The organism is Roseivirga spongicola, from assembly GCF_034376045.1.
Taxonomy (GTDB): Bacteria; Bacteroidota; Bacteroidia; order Cytophagales; family Cyclobacteriaceae; genus Roseivirga; species Roseivirga spongicola.
On sequence record NZ_CP139724.1, the window covers coordinates 3,084,223 to 3,097,523 of the forward strand.

At 39.6% G+C, this 13,301-nt stretch carries 19 protein-coding genes and 1 tRNA gene; 15 read left to right on the forward strand and 5 right to left on the reverse strand.

Annotated elements, in window-relative coordinates; translation table 11 throughout:
• Window positions 1-15: 15 nt before the first annotated feature.
• The 5 genes from T7867_RS13820 (at window position 16) to T7867_RS13840 (ending at window position 3,056) form a co-directional block, all read left to right on the forward strand.
• Entirely contained in the window at window positions 16-921 is a 906-nt protein-coding gene (locus T7867_RS13820) for an ABC transporter ATP-binding protein (RefSeq protein WP_068223291.1), read from the forward strand.
• A complete protein-coding gene (locus T7867_RS13825) occupies window positions 918-1,730 on the forward strand; it encodes an ABC transporter permease (RefSeq protein ID WP_068223288.1) in 813 nt (270 codons plus the stop codon). The genes T7867_RS13820 and T7867_RS13825 overlap by 4 nt, the downstream gene beginning before the upstream one ends.
• A gap of 113 nt (window positions 1,731-1,843) precedes the next feature.
• Window positions 1,844-2,392: a DinB family protein gene (locus T7867_RS13830; protein WP_068223286.1), complete on the forward strand. Its 549-nt coding sequence runs from the start codon at window positions 1,844-1,846 to the stop codon at window positions 2,390-2,392.
• 107 nt (window positions 2,393-2,499) lie between these two features.
• A complete protein-coding gene (locus T7867_RS13835; protein WP_068223281.1) occupies window positions 2,500-2,712 on the forward strand; it encodes a hypothetical protein in 213 nt (70 codons plus the stop codon).
• A 191-nt stretch (window positions 2,713-2,903) separates the two neighbouring features.
• Complete coding sequence (locus T7867_RS13840) at window positions 2,904-3,056, forward strand: hypothetical protein (RefSeq protein ID WP_157717684.1); 153 nt, start codon at window positions 2,904-2,906, stop codon at window positions 3,054-3,056.
• Between the two features lie 360 nt (window positions 3,057-3,416).
• Here the strand turns inward: T7867_RS13840 and T7867_RS13845 are convergent.
• A tRNA-Asp gene (locus T7867_RS13845) sits at window positions 3,417-3,490 on the reverse strand.
• Window positions 3,491-3,858: 368 nt separating this feature from the next.
• On the opposite strand from T7867_RS13845, the gene T7867_RS13850 reads away from it, so the two are divergent.
• Window positions 3,859-4,284: a hypothetical protein gene (locus T7867_RS13850; protein WP_157717683.1), complete on the forward strand. Its 426-nt coding sequence runs from the start codon at window positions 3,859-3,861 to the stop codon at window positions 4,282-4,284.
• 9 nt (window positions 4,285-4,293) lie between these two features.
• Here T7867_RS13850 and T7867_RS13855 read toward each other — a convergent pair whose 3' ends face one another.
• Complete coding sequence (locus T7867_RS13855; protein WP_068223272.1) at window positions 4,294-4,902, reverse strand: DUF6134 family protein; 609 nt, start codon at window positions 4,900-4,902, stop codon at window positions 4,294-4,296.
• Between the two features lie 17 nt (window positions 4,903-4,919).
• Between T7867_RS13855 and T7867_RS13860 the strand changes: the two genes are divergently transcribed.
• Complete coding sequence (locus tag T7867_RS13860) at window positions 4,920-5,204, forward strand: GNAT family N-acetyltransferase (RefSeq protein ID WP_068223269.1); 285 nt, start codon at window positions 4,920-4,922, stop codon at window positions 5,202-5,204.
• Window positions 5,205-5,206: 2 nt separating this feature from the next.
• Here the strand turns inward: T7867_RS13860 and T7867_RS13865 are convergent, their stop codons facing one another.
• Entirely contained in the window at window positions 5,207-5,665 is a 459-nt protein-coding gene (locus tag T7867_RS13865; protein ID WP_068223265.1) for a CBS domain-containing protein, read from the reverse strand.
• A gap of 637 nt (window positions 5,666-6,302) precedes the next feature.
• On the opposite strand from T7867_RS13865, the gene T7867_RS13870 reads away from it, so the two are divergent.
• A complete protein-coding gene (locus T7867_RS13870) occupies window positions 6,303-7,445 on the forward strand; it encodes a serine hydrolase domain-containing protein (protein WP_322299442.1) in 1,143 nt (380 codons plus the stop codon).
• On the opposite strand, the gene T7867_RS13875 is transcribed toward T7867_RS13870, so the two are convergent.
• Together T7867_RS13875 and T7867_RS13880 are read right to left on the reverse strand one after the other, a co-directional pair.
• On the reverse strand, window positions 7,438-7,665 hold the full coding sequence (locus T7867_RS13875; RefSeq protein ID WP_068223260.1) for a DUF3820 family protein: 228 nt from the start codon (window positions 7,663-7,665) through the stop codon (window positions 7,438-7,440). The two genes, T7867_RS13870 and T7867_RS13875, sit on opposite strands and share 8 nt — an antisense overlap.
• Before the next feature lie 251 nt (window positions 7,666-7,916).
• On the reverse strand, window positions 7,917-8,588 hold the full coding sequence (locus T7867_RS13880) for an OmpA family protein (protein ID WP_068223258.1): 672 nt from the start codon (window positions 8,586-8,588) through the stop codon (window positions 7,917-7,919).
• A gap of 209 nt (window positions 8,589-8,797) precedes the next feature.
• On the opposite strand from T7867_RS13880, the gene T7867_RS13885 reads away from it, so the two are divergent.
• The 7 genes from T7867_RS13885 to T7867_RS13915 all read left to right on the forward strand — a co-directional run bounded on the left by T7867_RS13885 (window position 8,798) and on the right by T7867_RS13915 (window position 13,293).
• The gene (locus T7867_RS13885) at window positions 8,798-9,721 is read left to right on the forward strand and encodes an SRPBCC family protein (protein WP_322299443.1); all 924 of its coding nucleotides are present in this window, start codon (window positions 8,798-8,800) and stop codon (window positions 9,719-9,721) included.
• A gap of 76 nt (window positions 9,722-9,797) precedes the next feature.
• Window positions 9,798-10,358, forward strand: a complete 561-nt coding sequence (locus T7867_RS13890) for a TetR/AcrR family transcriptional regulator (RefSeq protein WP_322299444.1) — start codon at window positions 9,798-9,800, stop codon at window positions 10,356-10,358.
• 90 nt (window positions 10,359-10,448) lie between these two features.
• Entirely contained in the window at window positions 10,449-10,997 is a 549-nt protein-coding gene (locus T7867_RS13895; protein WP_273272792.1) for a carboxymuconolactone decarboxylase family protein, read from the forward strand.
• Between the two features lie 56 nt (window positions 10,998-11,053).
• Entirely contained in the window at window positions 11,054-11,500 is a 447-nt protein-coding gene (locus tag T7867_RS13900) for a hypothetical protein (protein WP_068223247.1), read from the forward strand.
• 50 nt (window positions 11,501-11,550) lie between these two features.
• Entirely contained in the window at window positions 11,551-11,961 is a 411-nt protein-coding gene (locus T7867_RS13905) for a nuclear transport factor 2 family protein (RefSeq protein WP_322299445.1), read from the forward strand.
• Between the two features lie 10 nt (window positions 11,962-11,971).
• On the forward strand, window positions 11,972-12,598 hold the full coding sequence (locus T7867_RS13910) for a pyridoxamine 5'-phosphate oxidase family protein (protein WP_322299446.1): 627 nt from the start codon (window positions 11,972-11,974) through the stop codon (window positions 12,596-12,598).
• A 59-nt stretch (window positions 12,599-12,657) separates the two neighbouring features.
• A complete protein-coding gene (locus T7867_RS13915) occupies window positions 12,658-13,293 on the forward strand; it encodes a flavin reductase family protein (RefSeq protein ID WP_245660258.1) in 636 nt (211 codons plus the stop codon).
• Window positions 13,294-13,301 lie beyond the last annotated feature (8 nt).

Here is a 13,301-nt window from a genome sequence, read left to right on the forward strand (position 1 = left end):
TTAAAACAACACGGTTTGGATACAGTATTATCAATTAAAAATCTTTCCAAACACTATGGAAAGATTAAAGCGCTAGATGGGCTTAGCCTCGATATTAAACGAGGAAGCGTGTTTGGCATTTTAGGGCCTAATGGGAGTGGAAAAACCACTACTTTGGGAATGGTTCTAGACGTAATTAACCCTACCTCGGGTTTATTTGAGTGGTTTGGTCAAAAGAGTAGTTCGGCCACAAGAAAGCGAATTGGTGCCATTCTAGAGCACCCAATATTTTACCCATACCTTACTGGTGTGGAAAACCTCATGATTGTCTGTGATATAAAAGGTGTTCCATACTCAAGAGTTGATGAAGTGCTTGAGCAGGTAAGTCTTGGAGAACGTAAAGACTCTAAATTCAAGACCTATTCATTAGGAATGAAACAGAGGCTTTCCATTGCGTCAGCCTTACTTTGCGACCCGGAAGTGATGATTCTCGATGAGCCTACAAACGGTTTAGATCCGCAAGGAATTGCCGAAATCAGAGAGTTGATCATTGAAATTGCGAATAGTGGTAAAACCATCATTATTGCGAGTCACCTACTAGATGAAGTGCAAAAGGTTTGTACGCACTTCTGTGTTCTACAGAGAGGAAGGCTAATCCATAATGGCTTGGTAGAAGATGTTGGTAAAGGCAGCCTGAGTGTAGAGGTAAAAGCAGATGCTGAGAATTTAGAACAAGTTCTAGAGTCTGCTCAAATGCATAAGCAGCTTAAACGAGAATTAGACAAATACATTCTCACCATGGAAGACAATTACGGAGCAGCAGATGTCAATAAATATTTATTCGATAATGGAATTACCGCTAAGCACTTGGTAGTGAAAACCAAAACCTTAGAGAAGCAATTCCTTGAAATACTTAAAGGTCAGGAAGGAGGTCAATCATGATGCGATTATTAAGAATAGAGCTTAGAAAAGTGAGGCCTAGTAAGTCTTTCAAGATTTTAGCTAGTATGTACCTAATTGCTTTAGCTATTATCTGTGTAGGAGTGATGCCGTTTTTTCAATACCTGAAAAGTAAGTTTGAAGACTTCGATTTGGATGGTGTAGACCCTACAATTATTCCATTCTATGAATTTCCAGACATCTGGCAGAATATCACCAGCGTTGCCATATTCTTTAAGCTATTACTAGGTTTCAGCTTGATATTCTCTGTTACGAATGAATTTTCTTACAGAACCATCAGACAAAATGTTATTGACGGCTTAAGTAAGCGCGAATTCATTATGAGTAAAATCGTGATGGCTGGCTTTTTAAGTTTAGTTTCAGCTGCTTTTCTGTTCGTTTTAGGGTTAATAACGGGCTTCATTTACAGTTCTGAGATCACTTTCAGTCTAGTATTTGAAGATGCTTACTTTATACTAGCTTTTGCTCTGCAGTTATTTACATTCCTGATTTTCACTCTCTTTGTTGGGGCATTGATCAAGAAGTCTATCATTGCCATGGGAGTACTCATTTTTTGGACGCTTGTGGTGGAAAATGTGATATGGGGAAGAATGACTTATCTGGGTTATGACTGGATTGGTTACCTGTTGCCTGTTAAAGCAGTAAATCAGCTTATACATATTCCTTTCCCTAAATATTTGTTTCAAGAGGTGCAAGACTACGTTAGCTTACCCGAATTGGGCGCTGTTATAGGCTTTATGCTACTGATCTATTGGGGTACAATAAAGCTGGTAGAAAAAAGAGATTTATAATACTTATGTTCAATCTGCAAAGAGCCTTTCTGAGTCATCAGAAGGGCTTTTTCTATGTAAAGGAGTAGGTTTTCTATTAAAATCCTACCTTTAAATCAATCACAAAAAACGATATGAAAAGGACTGTTTTGCTATTGATTCTTATGCTCACTTTTGGTGGTTTGCATGCCCAAGAACTTCCATATAAGTCGCTTTTAAAAGCGCCTGAGAATTATTCTGCAGCTAATGTTATAGCCAGAATGGTAGATGGGCTAGGTTATAGGTTCTACTGGGCTTCAGAGGGGCTTAAGGCCGAAGATTTAAGTTTTGGTCCGGAAGGTGAAGGTCGGGATATTCAGCAAACCACAAAGCATATCTATGACCTGTGTCTGTTAGTGCTTCAAAGTGTAGATAAAGGGGCTGAAGTTGAGGAACCAGGAGAAGATTTTGAGGAGTTGCGAGCCGAAACGCTAAAAGTTCTCTATGCTACCTCCTTAAAGCTTCGCGAATTGTCAGATAAGGATATGGAGACCTTGAGTTTTAGGGGGATGCCTCTCTGGTATATGATCAACGGCCCTATAGCAGATGCTGTTTATCATACAGGTCAAATAGTGCTTTTAAGACGAATGGCTGGAAACCCTATGAATCCTAATGTGAATGTGCTCACAGGGGTTAATAGGTAAATTATAGAACTACACTAGAGTGATAAACTTTGACTTTTTAGGAACCATTTGGTTTTCTGTTTGTCTTTTGGGTAGTGCTTCTCTAAACTTGCCGCTTTAAATTCAATATGTCATCAGTTAAAGACCAACAAAAAGCAATTACCAATAAAGGAAAAGGCCTATTTAAGTCGTGGGTAAGTGCCATAACTATTAGGAAAGGTGATGGCTTTGGAACAATTCTCTTGAAATTGTTGAAAGCAGTTGGAGGCGTTGTTTTTATTATTGTGGCTAGTCCGGTTATTCTGCTGCTTTTTATTCTTGCCCTAGCTATTGCACTTTGATCAGGTATTTTCTGCACTATAGTTTTCTTGTTCCAGCAATTCTGTTCGGATTGCATCAAGCTCTCCAACACCTATTTCAGCTAAAGATCCATTTTCTCGATAATTACCTGGACCCGTTTTGTTTCTCTGCTATATTCTTGGTGATTTACCAATGGCAACGTAGTTGGTGGGTGGAAGGGGAGAGAATTCAAATGCTTGAAATAGTAGCTTGGGTTTTTATGCTCTCCTTTATTTCTGAGGTGCTTTTTCCGCTGCTGTCAGCAGCGTTTACTCCCGATTGGTACGATGTGTTATCTATAGCTATTGGAGGTGCTTGGTTTGCTTTTACTAGGGTTGAGAGCTAGAATTCTTTTAGAGGTGGTTTTTGGAATCATACCCAGTCTCTGCGGTAATCGTTTTTTAGGTTAAGACTCAGAGTATCCTACGTAGAAAGAGCAATCCTTTTTGCTTTGAAGAATATAAGTATAGTGCATGTGTGTCCGTGGCGTTCGTGTTAAGATAATATATTCTTAAGAGAGTTTGCTTTGAGTGTGTAATGAAGAAAGAGTAGCTAGAAACAATAAACTTAGATTGCCATGAGGCTTTTAGCGATATAGGAGGGGCTCGAACCCTACAACCTTCCCGAGCAACTCGGGACAGGCGTTCTTACCGCCTTTAGGATTTTTGGGCATAAAAAAAGCCCAGTCTATGACTGAGCTTTTATGCGGAACGGACGGGACTCGAACCCGCGACCTCCTGCGTGACAGGCAGGCATTCTAACCAGCTGAACTACCGCTCCAAAATGTTTTTTGTTTGTCCCTTTCGTTTAAGGTGATGCAAAAGTAGTGGCTTCATTTTGATTTGCAAACTCCTCCAGTGAAAATATTTACACTTTTTTATTTCTGCCTGTAGACCAGATAGTTAAAAATGAATTTTTTTTCAGGCAGGCAAAAGGACCTCATGCTGTCTATTGAATTACTAATTATAAATGGACAGTGGTTTTCAAATTCTTTATGAAGAGCTTTTAAAGTCGGTTTTATGTGGTTTAAAGAGCTTAAGTTGTTGTAGGTGAGGGGTTAGGTGATTTACCTAAACTTTGAGCTTAGGTCTTTTGCGATCAATTTACGGGCTGTTTATGGTGAAGTTTGAATCATAAACAACAAAACCATGAGCCACCTTGCACTACTTTCTCAATCGATGGACAACCATCGTTCTAATTCAAATTCAAACAAGAATAGCGGTTTAGTTCCGGAAGATCCTGCAGCACTTGTTCAGGAGCTGGGTCAAAGCCTTGATGTTCAGCTTACCTTAAAGAAGATGAGCAGTTTGTGTCTTATCATTCTAGATAAAAGACTGTTTATTGATACCATGACTAACTTTATTGGGTTAACCGATGAGCCAGAAAAAGTAGATTTCACTTTTTCGACTTTTGCTAGTAAAGGAGTATTGAGACTAACCGGTATGGGAAATATGTCTGAATTAAATGAAGAGTTGATATGCCTGTCTTCTATGATGAAGCTTTTCAATGGTTATCTATTATCAGATTGCTCTTCACTTACTTTAGTGTTCCCTATGAAGAGTTTCTTCTCTTAAAAGAATCTTTTAGAGTTCCTTTTTCAGTTTAAAGGTAATGGTGAAGAGCTTGTGGTTTATCTCTAATTCATCTAAAACACCCTCTGAGTATTTATGGAACTCTTTTTTACCATTTCGTTTGAAATAATAAGTCTGGTTAGCAGTTTCAGTAATTTCAATCATTTCTCCTGAAGAAAGAGCATAAGCATGTTTTATGCCCTTGGGTTCTTCAAAGTAAAATAGGTCGGCACCCAGAAGCTCTGAATGCGCCAGCGTTCTTTTCTTGCCATCAACTTCAACCTGATATTCGTTGCCATATTTTACTGTTTGCACATCAGACTTTAGCTGCCCATTTACTTTGGCAGTAGATGAGGCCTGAAATAGACTTTGATTTATATAGGTAGACTCAGAATATAATTCCAGCTTTATTTTGACTATTAGCTGAGCATCTAATTTAGTTTGAATAATGATTTTCACATTTTCATCATTCACTTCGCGCTCAGCAACTAGTTCTCCTACTTTTTCACCTTTCAAAAAGCCTTCGTAGGTTAAGCGTTGTCCTTCAGCATAATTGAATGAAATGAGCTGAACGAAAAAGCCTATAACTAAGATTCGGAAAAAATAAACTTTAGACTTCATACAAAAGTTGGGAGCGTATGGATTGGAAGATACAAGTGAAAGAACACGAAAACAAAGGAAGTTTTTATATAGAAGAGAATGAAGAAATAGTTGCGGAAATGACTTTTTCCAAGGCGGGAGATCAGCGTATAATCATAGATCATACAGAAATTAGTGACGGCTTGAGAGGAAAAGGTGTAGGATTAAAGCTAGTGGAGTTTGCTGTGGATTATGTAAGGTCTAAAAATATCAAGATGCTTCCGCTTTGCCCTTTTGTGAAGTCAACATTGCTGAAGCATCCTCAATGGAAAGATGTTTGGTAAGATTACCAGGTAGACGTTTTTAAGTCTCTAGTGGCCTGAAGGATGTCTCTTCTACTAATTTGCCCTACGAGTTTACCCGAGTGATCAATTACCGGGAACCTTCTATAATGGGTGTGTAGAAATTTGGAGGCTACATCCAACACATCGGCAGTTACAGATACTGTTGCCACGTTGTTACTCATGTATTGCAATACAGTAATTTTACCATGAGGGAGGTTGTGGTATGCCTCATCTACCATAATCTTTAAGCAGTCTATCTCCGATAGTATTCCAATAATTTTACCATCATCGTCCATTACCGGAGCGCCAGATATTCTTTTTTCAAGGAATACATCCATGGCATCGGCAATGCTCTGAAGTGGATGAAACGTAATTACCTCTTTTGTCATGTAGTCGGTAACTGGCCTGTAGTCTTTAATATTCTTGGCTGGCTCTGGTGCTTTTGCTCCTGTGAAATTCATATCGCTCGTCTTTAAAAGTTCTACTTCAGTTAATCTAGACTTAGAAATTACGGATAAATACCTGGAATTCAAAATATAAAATGGTGGTATTAGTTATAGTTGAAATAATAGGCGGTTTTTATGTGTTTACTAAGAATAAATGAGTGTTTTTTCCGTTGAGTTCGGTTTATTCTTTTGAGGAGTAGGGTTGTCGGTCAGTTTTCTTTGGGAACTTGTGGGGAAGAAAATAATTCAAGACCATTAAATCTAAGTGCCTGCTCAGCTTCGTATATACATCACATAGTTGATAAAGAGTTTTCACAGGTCGTTTGGGTAACGGCAAGCGGCCAGTGTCTGATTAGTTGGTTGAGTCTGGGTAGTCTGCTTCTGCAGGCTGCCCTAATTTTTTAGACAGAATTGAGTTATGAAATGCGCTAAGTGCTTCTTTTTTACTGATTAAGCTCATTTTATATGTTAACAATACTTTACAATTAACAATACGTTGTTAGTTTTGCACCAGAATAAGCGTGAATAACAGAGTTGTTCATGTTTTCGATTAGGTGGAAGGAGGTGTCATGGCCTCCTTTCTTTTTCCACTTATATAAGGCTTGTTGATTTGATCCTTGATTGTCGGTTGATTCGGATTAAATTAGTCCTCATGAAATCACTTATCCTATCTCTTCTATTAGTCACTTCTGTATCCATTCAGGCTCAAGGTTACTTTCCAGCTCGAGGTACCTGGCAAGTCAAGGAAGCTTCAAGCCTAGGGTTGAATCAAGACTTACTTTCTGAAGCAGTAAAATTTGCCGAGGCAAATGAATACTCTGGTTCCAAAGATTTGAGAATAGCTATTCTAGAAGGCTTTAGAACTGAGCCTTTCCATGAGATATTAGGCCCCACCAAAAAGAGAGGTGGACCAGCGGGAGTAATTATTAAAGATGGATACATTGTGGCTCAATGGGGCGATGTAGATCGCGTAGATATGACCTTCAGTGTGACCAAGAGCTACCTTTCTACCATGGCTGGTTTGGCCATAGACGATGGATTGATTAGAAGCACAGAAGACTTGGTGGGTGATTATGTTTGGGATGGTACTTTTAATGGGGCTCATAACTCTACCATCAAATGGCATCATTTGCTAAATCAATCATCTGCATGGAGTGGACAGCTTTTTGGTTTGTACGACTGGGCCGATAGACCTCCAAGAAGAGGTGGGATTGATGATTGGAGAACAGCCAAGCCAGTGGAAGTAGGAACGGTTATGGAATACAATGATGTAAGAGTAAATGTTTTGGCTTATTCGCTTCTAAACGTTTGGAGAAAACCACTTCCTCAGGTGCTTAAAGAAAGAATTATGGACCCGATTGGTGCCTCTACCACATGGAGATGGTATGGAGGCGATAAAGCTTGGGTAAACATAGATGGTATAAAAATGCAGTCGGTTACTGGCGGAGGTCACTCAGGTGGAGGTGTTTTCATTAATACGCTAGATCATGCCAGATTTGGTCTGCTTTTCCTCAATAATGGTAAATGGAATGGTCGCCAGTTGATCTCTGAGAATTGGGTCAATGCTGTTCAACAACCATCTGAGGCTATGGAAAGCTACGGATATATGTGGTGGCTGAATAGAGGACCGAGAAAATGGAAAGGTGTAGAGGATGAGTCTATCTACTATGCTGCGGGTTTTGGAGGTAACTTTATTGTGGTAGATAAAACTAACAATATGGTGGTGGTTACTCGTTGGTTAGAGCCTAGCAAAATAGGGGAGATGATGCAAAAGGTGTTGGCTGCTACTAAATAGTTCGCTTCAATTGCCTTAGAATATCTTCTAGACCATTGAGCTTAATCTCATAAACCGTTTGTAATTGCATGCCTAGTTTGCCTTTGGGAAAGCCTTCTCTTGCAAACCACTCAAGGTAGAAAATGGGTAGATCGCAGATTTTGGTTCCCTTATACTTTCCAAAGGGCATTGAGTCTTTTACAAGGCTCACCAATATCTCTCCATTCGGTCTATTTTCCATTTCTTGAGGTATTAAGTTCTCGCGAAGGTAGTCTATTAATAAAGAGCAATTATTCCTTTTTGTGAGGAATTGATGGCTCTCGAATACAAAAAAAGAGGGCGTCTCAAAAGCCAACCGTCATTCCCGACTCCGATCGGGAATCTTCCCAAAATGGCTCCAAAGGCCGATAGAGATTCCCAGTCAAGCTGGGAATGACGAAAATAGTAGCTTTTGAGACATCCTCTAAGTTCTTCATTTAGAATGGAGAGTGATTAGTCTTGACCAAGCTCACCTCTTTTTGCCATTCTTTTCATTTTATCGTTAGCATAAATAGCTACTTCAACTCTTCTATTGGCTTGTCTACCAGCGTTGGTTCCATTGTCTGCTACTGGTTGAGATTCGCCATAACCAGCCATGCTCAATCTGCTGTAGTCAATACCTAAACTAATTAGGTAATCTTGAACTGATGAAGCTCTTTTTTCTGATAAGGTTTGATTGTAAGCTGCATCACCAGTGCTATCGGTATGACCTTCAATAAGCACATTCGTGTCTTCATATTTTTTCAACACTGTTGCTAAATCTTGAAGATTGGTTTTAGTATCAACATTTAAAGAAGACTGGTTAGTAGCGAACATAATCCCAGAATCGAAAGTGATTTTAATACCTTCTCCAATTCTTTCTACATCAGCGCCCTCTAAGTCAGCTCTTAGCTCTTCGGCTTGTTTGTCCATTCTCTTACCAATTAGGGCACCCGCTGTACCGCCTATGGCAGATCCTATAATTACTCCAGTTGCTGTATTATCTTTTCCTGCAATTACGCCTCCAAGTACACCACCAGCAGCTCCACCAATACCAGCACCTTTAAGTGAGTTACTAGCATTACATCCGTAAAGCATGACGGCAGATAAAAGGGTGATTGCAAATAGTTTCAGTTTGTTTTTCATGGTTTTTTGAATTTTTGTCTGTTGTTGTTCAATTGAAGTGCCAAGGCTAAAAATGGCCTATTATGCCCCAAATGTAGTGTTTGTCGGTGTTCGCTTTTCCGATTTGGGAAGCATTTTTTTAAAATGAAAAGGTTTGGCAATACTTGCCTTTGCTATAAACAACTGTTGAACAAAAATCATATCTTCATTCCTCCTAAAACTCATCAGCTATGCCTAAAATGAATATTTCCCGATCTATCGAGATCAACGCTCCTGTAGGTCAGGTGTTTCCAAAATTGAATGATCTGAACCATTGGAAAACATGGTCACCATGGCTAATTCTGGAGCCAGAGACAAAAGTTATTGTGCGAGATGACGCCAAGTATTATGAATGGGAGGGGGAGCGAACTGGTTCAGGAAATATGGCCATTACTTCAGAAAAGGAAAATGAGAGCTTGGCAATAGACTTGGTGTTTCTAAAGCCATGGAAGTCTAAAGCAAAAGTGGGCTTCAGCCTCAAGCCTGTAGGAGATAAAACTAAGGTTACTTGGACAATGGACAGCTCAATGCCCTTCTTTATGTTTTTCATGAAGAACATGATGGAAGCTTTTATAGGTATGGATTATGAAAGAGGCCTAAAGCTATTGAGAGATTATGTAGAGGATGGTGAAGTGCATTCTAAGCTAGAAATAGAAAAATCTGGAACGTACAGCGGGTGTCAATACATAGGCTTGAAGACAGAATGCAAGATTGCAGATATGTCTGATTCTATGACAAAAGACTTTGAAAAGTTATGGGCATTCATGGATGATAAAAAGGATATAATTGCTGGCAATCCAGTATCAATTTATCATAAATGGAAGTTTGGGAAAGGTACTTGCCAATACTCAGTTGGGGTGCCTGTTAGTTCTATTCCGTCAAACCTTCCTGGAGATTTCACAAAGGGCGAAATTCCGGCAATTGAGACTTATAGCGTAATACACACAGGGCCTTATGAGCATTTAGGCAATGCTTGGTCTATGATGATGAATCTGCAAAGAAGTAAAGCATTTAAGGCTAAAAAAGGCATTCACCCGTTCGAGGAGTACCTTAATGACCCGTCTTCTACAGATCCGTTGGAGTACAAAACGGCTGTAAGGTTTGCGGTCAAATAATGAGTCGGGCAGAAGCTGATTTCTTAGGAAATTGAACATGTATACATACTTGTCTGTTTATTAATAAATTTGTGATATGAAAAAGAGACCAGTGAAGGAAAGAATTGTGGAGACTGCTTCTGAGCTCTTCTACAAAAATGGCTACAACAGAACCGGTATTAATGAAATACTAGAAAAGTCTGGTGTGGCCAAAGCAAGTATGTATCAGCACTTCAGATCTAAGGAAGAAATAGGGGTGGAGTATCTCATTCATATGGAGATTGAGGCGAATAAAAAGCTTTCGGCTCGAATAGATGCTCAGCCAAAAGGCAAGGCAAAACTGCTAGCAATAATAGACCATGTCGCTGACTTCTTTGAGTCAGGCTCTTTTAGGGGGTGTTGGAGCTTGAACACCATTGCCGAAATCTCTAAAGACGATAAGCTGATGATGGAAGAAATAATTCGGCAGAAGAAAGCCATGAAGGCCTGGTTTCTAAGGTTGGTTGAAGAATATGTTACTGCTAAAGACCCAAGCGATATGGCGAATCGTCTATATATGATGTACGAGGCGGCACTAATGGAGGCAAGAGTTTTTAATGAGAAATGGCCAATAGAGACTGCTAGAGCCATGTCTGAAGAAATTATCGAAAAAGGTTAAAATTTTTTGAACTAAAAGAACAGACTTGTCTGTTTGTTTTTCATATCGCCTGAAGTCAGGCAAAAATTGAAACAACAAAAACAAAAAATTATGAAAACCTTTAACGTACCAACAAGAGAAGAAGTAGGAGAAAGTAATCAGCAAATCTTCGACAATTTGAAAAGCCAATTGGGTTTTGTTCCAAACCTTTATGCCACCATGGCTTACTCAGACACTGCTCTAGGAAATTACCTACAATTGCAGCAGTCTAAAACATCCCTTTCTAACAAAGAAAAAGAAGTGGTAAACCTAGTGGTTAGCCAAGGCAACAACTGTACGTATTGCCAAAGTGCGCATACAGCTATCAGTAAAATGAATGGTTTTACAGATGACCAGATTCTTGAGCTTAGAAGTGGTAAAGCTTCTTTCAATGAGAAGTTTGATGCTCTGGTAAAGTTGGCTTCAGAGATTAATCTGAACAGAGGTCAGGTAAGTGAGTCTACCTTAGAAAACTTCTTTAATGCTGGCTACAGCAAAGGAACTTTAGTAGATGTGGTGGTAGCCATTGCAGATAAAGTGGTGATGAACTACCTGCACAACCTCACTCAAGTTCCAGTAGACTTTCCTATAGCTCAAGAACTAGATACAGTAGAAGCTTAATTCATACCAGTTCATTCGGAGGTCTAACGCTTCCGAATGGATTTTAACCACAGGTCATGCAAAATAAAATCAACTGGCAAAACGCCATTATTGCGGGTGTACTAGGTACGCTAGCATTCGATATTGTAGGTCTAATGTTTACTGGTCAATGGTGGGATATTCCTGCCCTGATAGGTGAGAAGACTGGCTTGGGCTTAGCATACGGAGTAGCAGGTCACTACGGAAACGGAGTTTTACTTTCCATTCTATATGCAGGTATTGCGCCTTCACTTTGGGGGCCTAAGTGGGCAAAAGCAGCCATTTTTGCTTCGGCAGAAACCGTAGCATTAGTTTGGTTCTTTATGTTCCCACTTTTAGGGGCAGGAGTGGCAGGGCTCAAACTTAGTCCTATGATTCCTGTAATTACCATGGTGAGACACTGGGCTTATGCCATTCCATTAACGTTAATTATCGACTATGCTTTGATAAAATCGAAGAAGTCAAAACAAGTGAGTGTAGGTTAATTCTCTTGGGACAGGCAGTGCTTGTCCCAAGTTCTTTTAAAGTAATTACAATGGAAAGGAAATACCCGCTACCACCATTTAGCGAAGAAACTGCCAAGCAAAAGATTCAGATGGCAGAAGATGCTTGGAATAGCCAAGATCCTCAGAAAGTGTCTATGGCGTATACAATAGACAGTGAATGGAGAAATCGTTCACAGTTTGTCAACGGGCGCGAAGAGATTCGTTCTTTTCTTTCAGAGAAATGGAAGAAAGAGAAAAACTATAAGCTCAAGAAGGAATATTGGTCGCATACCGATAACCGAATTGCTGTTCGTTTTGAATACGAGTACCAAAATGAAGCAGGCGATTGGTTCAGAGCCTATGGTAATGAAAACTGGGAGTTCAATGAAAACGGATTAATGCAGAAGCGCTATGCAAGCATTAACGACCTGCCAATTCTAGAGTCTGAAAGGAAGCTATAAACTTAGTGATATGAACTATGCAAAATTGGCATTTTCAGATGCAATTAGATCTCTTCAAGAGAAGTATGGCAGCCGCAGAAACTACGAAAGAGTTGAGAGATTTAGCTCTTACAGTGGTTTAACCGAAAACGAAGCTCGCTTTGTAAATGAGCGAGATAGTTTTTACGCAGCGAGTATTGGAGAAAATGGCTTTCCATATATTCAACACAGAGGAGGGCCTAAAGGCTTTTTAAAAGTGCTTGATGACAGAACTCTGGGCTTCCTAGATTTTTCCGGTAACCGTCAATACATCTCTTTAGGCAATCTTCATCATAGTAATAAGGTAGCCTTATTTTTAATGGACTACCCAAACCGAGCTAGGTTAAAGGTTTATGCCAAAGCTGAAGTAGTAGAACTCGGAGAGAGACCCGAATTAGAGTCGTCTTTATTAACTGATGGCTATAAAGCAAAACCCGAGCGTATTATTCTCTACCACATTGAGGCCTTCGATTGGAATTGTCCTCAGCACATTACACCACGGTATACAGAAGAGCAAATTCAGGAAGTTCTCCAAAATCAAACGGATTACATAGAGTCTTTGGAAGAGGAACTAAGAGATCTTCGTAATAAAATTGGCGCAAATGAGGGTAATGGCTGAATGATATTTAGCTGGAGCTTGAACAGTTTCTTTCTGCTCGAGTTGGTTCTAAAATATCAATGATGCAGCTAAACGGAAACGAAATAAAATCGCTAGATAAAATTTACCGACTGAACCTGATTAATTCAGTTACTGGCATTAAACCCGCCAATTTGATAGGCACAAAAAATAGTCAAGGTGTTGAAAACTTGGCTATTTTTTCTTCTGTGGTACACTTGGGGAGCAATCCGCCACTGATCGGAATGGTTACCAGGCCAACCGATGAAGTGCCAAGACATACCTTTTCCAATATTGAAGAAAGTGGTGTTTATACCATCAATGCAGTAGGTGCCGAAATGACCAAAGAGGCACACTACACCTCTGCCAAATTTGAAGAGGAGGAATCCGAATTCGAAACCTGTGGTTTCATACCTGAGTATGTAGATGGTTTTGACGCACCATTTGTTCAACAGAGCAAGCTTAAAATGGGGCTTAAACTGGTAGATCAATATCCTATTCGTCAAAACGGGACCATCCTATTGGTGGGCGAAATCCAACACCTGATTGTTGAAGAAGATGCCATAACTTCAGAAGGATATCTAGAACTTGATAAACTCAATCTTGCCGGAATTTCTGGCTTAAATACTTACTACAGACTCAATAAAATAGATACATATCCTTATGCAAGGGTAAATGATTTTAAGAGTGAAGCTTAAATTGTTTT

Excerpts from the sequence above, each read along its gene's own strand:
- T7867_RS13825 (WP_068223288.1), top strand. The coding sequence starts at position 918 with ATGATGCGATTATTAAGAATAGAGCTTAGAAAAGTGAGGCCTAGTAAG.
- T7867_RS13830 (WP_068223286.1), top strand. The coding sequence starts at position 1,844 with ATGAAAAGGACTGTTTTGCTATTGATTCTTATGCTCACTTTTGGTGGT.
- T7867_RS13835 (WP_068223281.1), top strand. The coding sequence starts at position 2,500 with ATGTCATCAGTTAAAGACCAACAAAAAGCAATTACCAATAAAGGAAAA.
- T7867_RS13840 (WP_157717684.1), top strand. The coding sequence starts at position 2,904 with ATGCTTGAAATAGTAGCTTGGGTTTTTATGCTCTCCTTTATTTCTGAG.
- T7867_RS13850 (WP_157717683.1), top strand. The coding sequence starts at position 3,859 with ATGAGCCACCTTGCACTACTTTCTCAATCGATGGACAACCATCGTTCT.
- T7867_RS13855 (WP_068223272.1), bottom strand. The coding sequence starts at position 4,902 with ATGAAGTCTAAAGTTTATTTTTTCCGAATCTTAGTTATAGGCTTTTTC.
- T7867_RS13860 (WP_068223269.1), top strand. The coding sequence starts at position 4,920 with ATGGATTGGAAGATACAAGTGAAAGAACACGAAAACAAAGGAAGTTTT.
- T7867_RS13865 (WP_068223265.1), bottom strand. The coding sequence starts at position 5,665 with ATGAATTTCACAGGAGCAAAAGCACCAGAGCCAGCCAAGAATATTAAA.
- T7867_RS13870 (WP_322299442.1), top strand. The coding sequence starts at position 6,303 with ATGAAATCACTTATCCTATCTCTTCTATTAGTCACTTCTGTATCCATT.
- T7867_RS13875 (WP_068223260.1), bottom strand. The coding sequence starts at position 7,665 with ATGGAAAATAGACCGAATGGAGAGATATTGGTGAGCCTTGTAAAAGAC.
- T7867_RS13880 (WP_068223258.1), bottom strand. The coding sequence starts at position 8,588 with ATGAAAAACAAACTGAAACTATTTGCAATCACCCTTTTATCTGCCGTC.
- T7867_RS13885 (WP_322299443.1), top strand. The coding sequence starts at position 8,798 with ATGCCTAAAATGAATATTTCCCGATCTATCGAGATCAACGCTCCTGTA.
- T7867_RS13890 (WP_322299444.1), top strand. The coding sequence starts at position 9,798 with ATGAAAAAGAGACCAGTGAAGGAAAGAATTGTGGAGACTGCTTCTGAG.
- T7867_RS13895 (WP_273272792.1), top strand. The coding sequence starts at position 10,449 with ATGAAAACCTTTAACGTACCAACAAGAGAAGAAGTAGGAGAAAGTAAT.
- T7867_RS13900 (WP_068223247.1), top strand. The coding sequence starts at position 11,054 with ATGCAAAATAAAATCAACTGGCAAAACGCCATTATTGCGGGTGTACTA.
- T7867_RS13905 (WP_322299445.1), top strand. The coding sequence starts at position 11,551 with ATGGAAAGGAAATACCCGCTACCACCATTTAGCGAAGAAACTGCCAAG.
- T7867_RS13910 (WP_322299446.1), top strand. The coding sequence starts at position 11,972 with ATGAACTATGCAAAATTGGCATTTTCAGATGCAATTAGATCTCTTCAA.
- T7867_RS13915 (WP_245660258.1), top strand. The coding sequence starts at position 12,658 with ATGATGCAGCTAAACGGAAACGAAATAAAATCGCTAGATAAAATTTAC.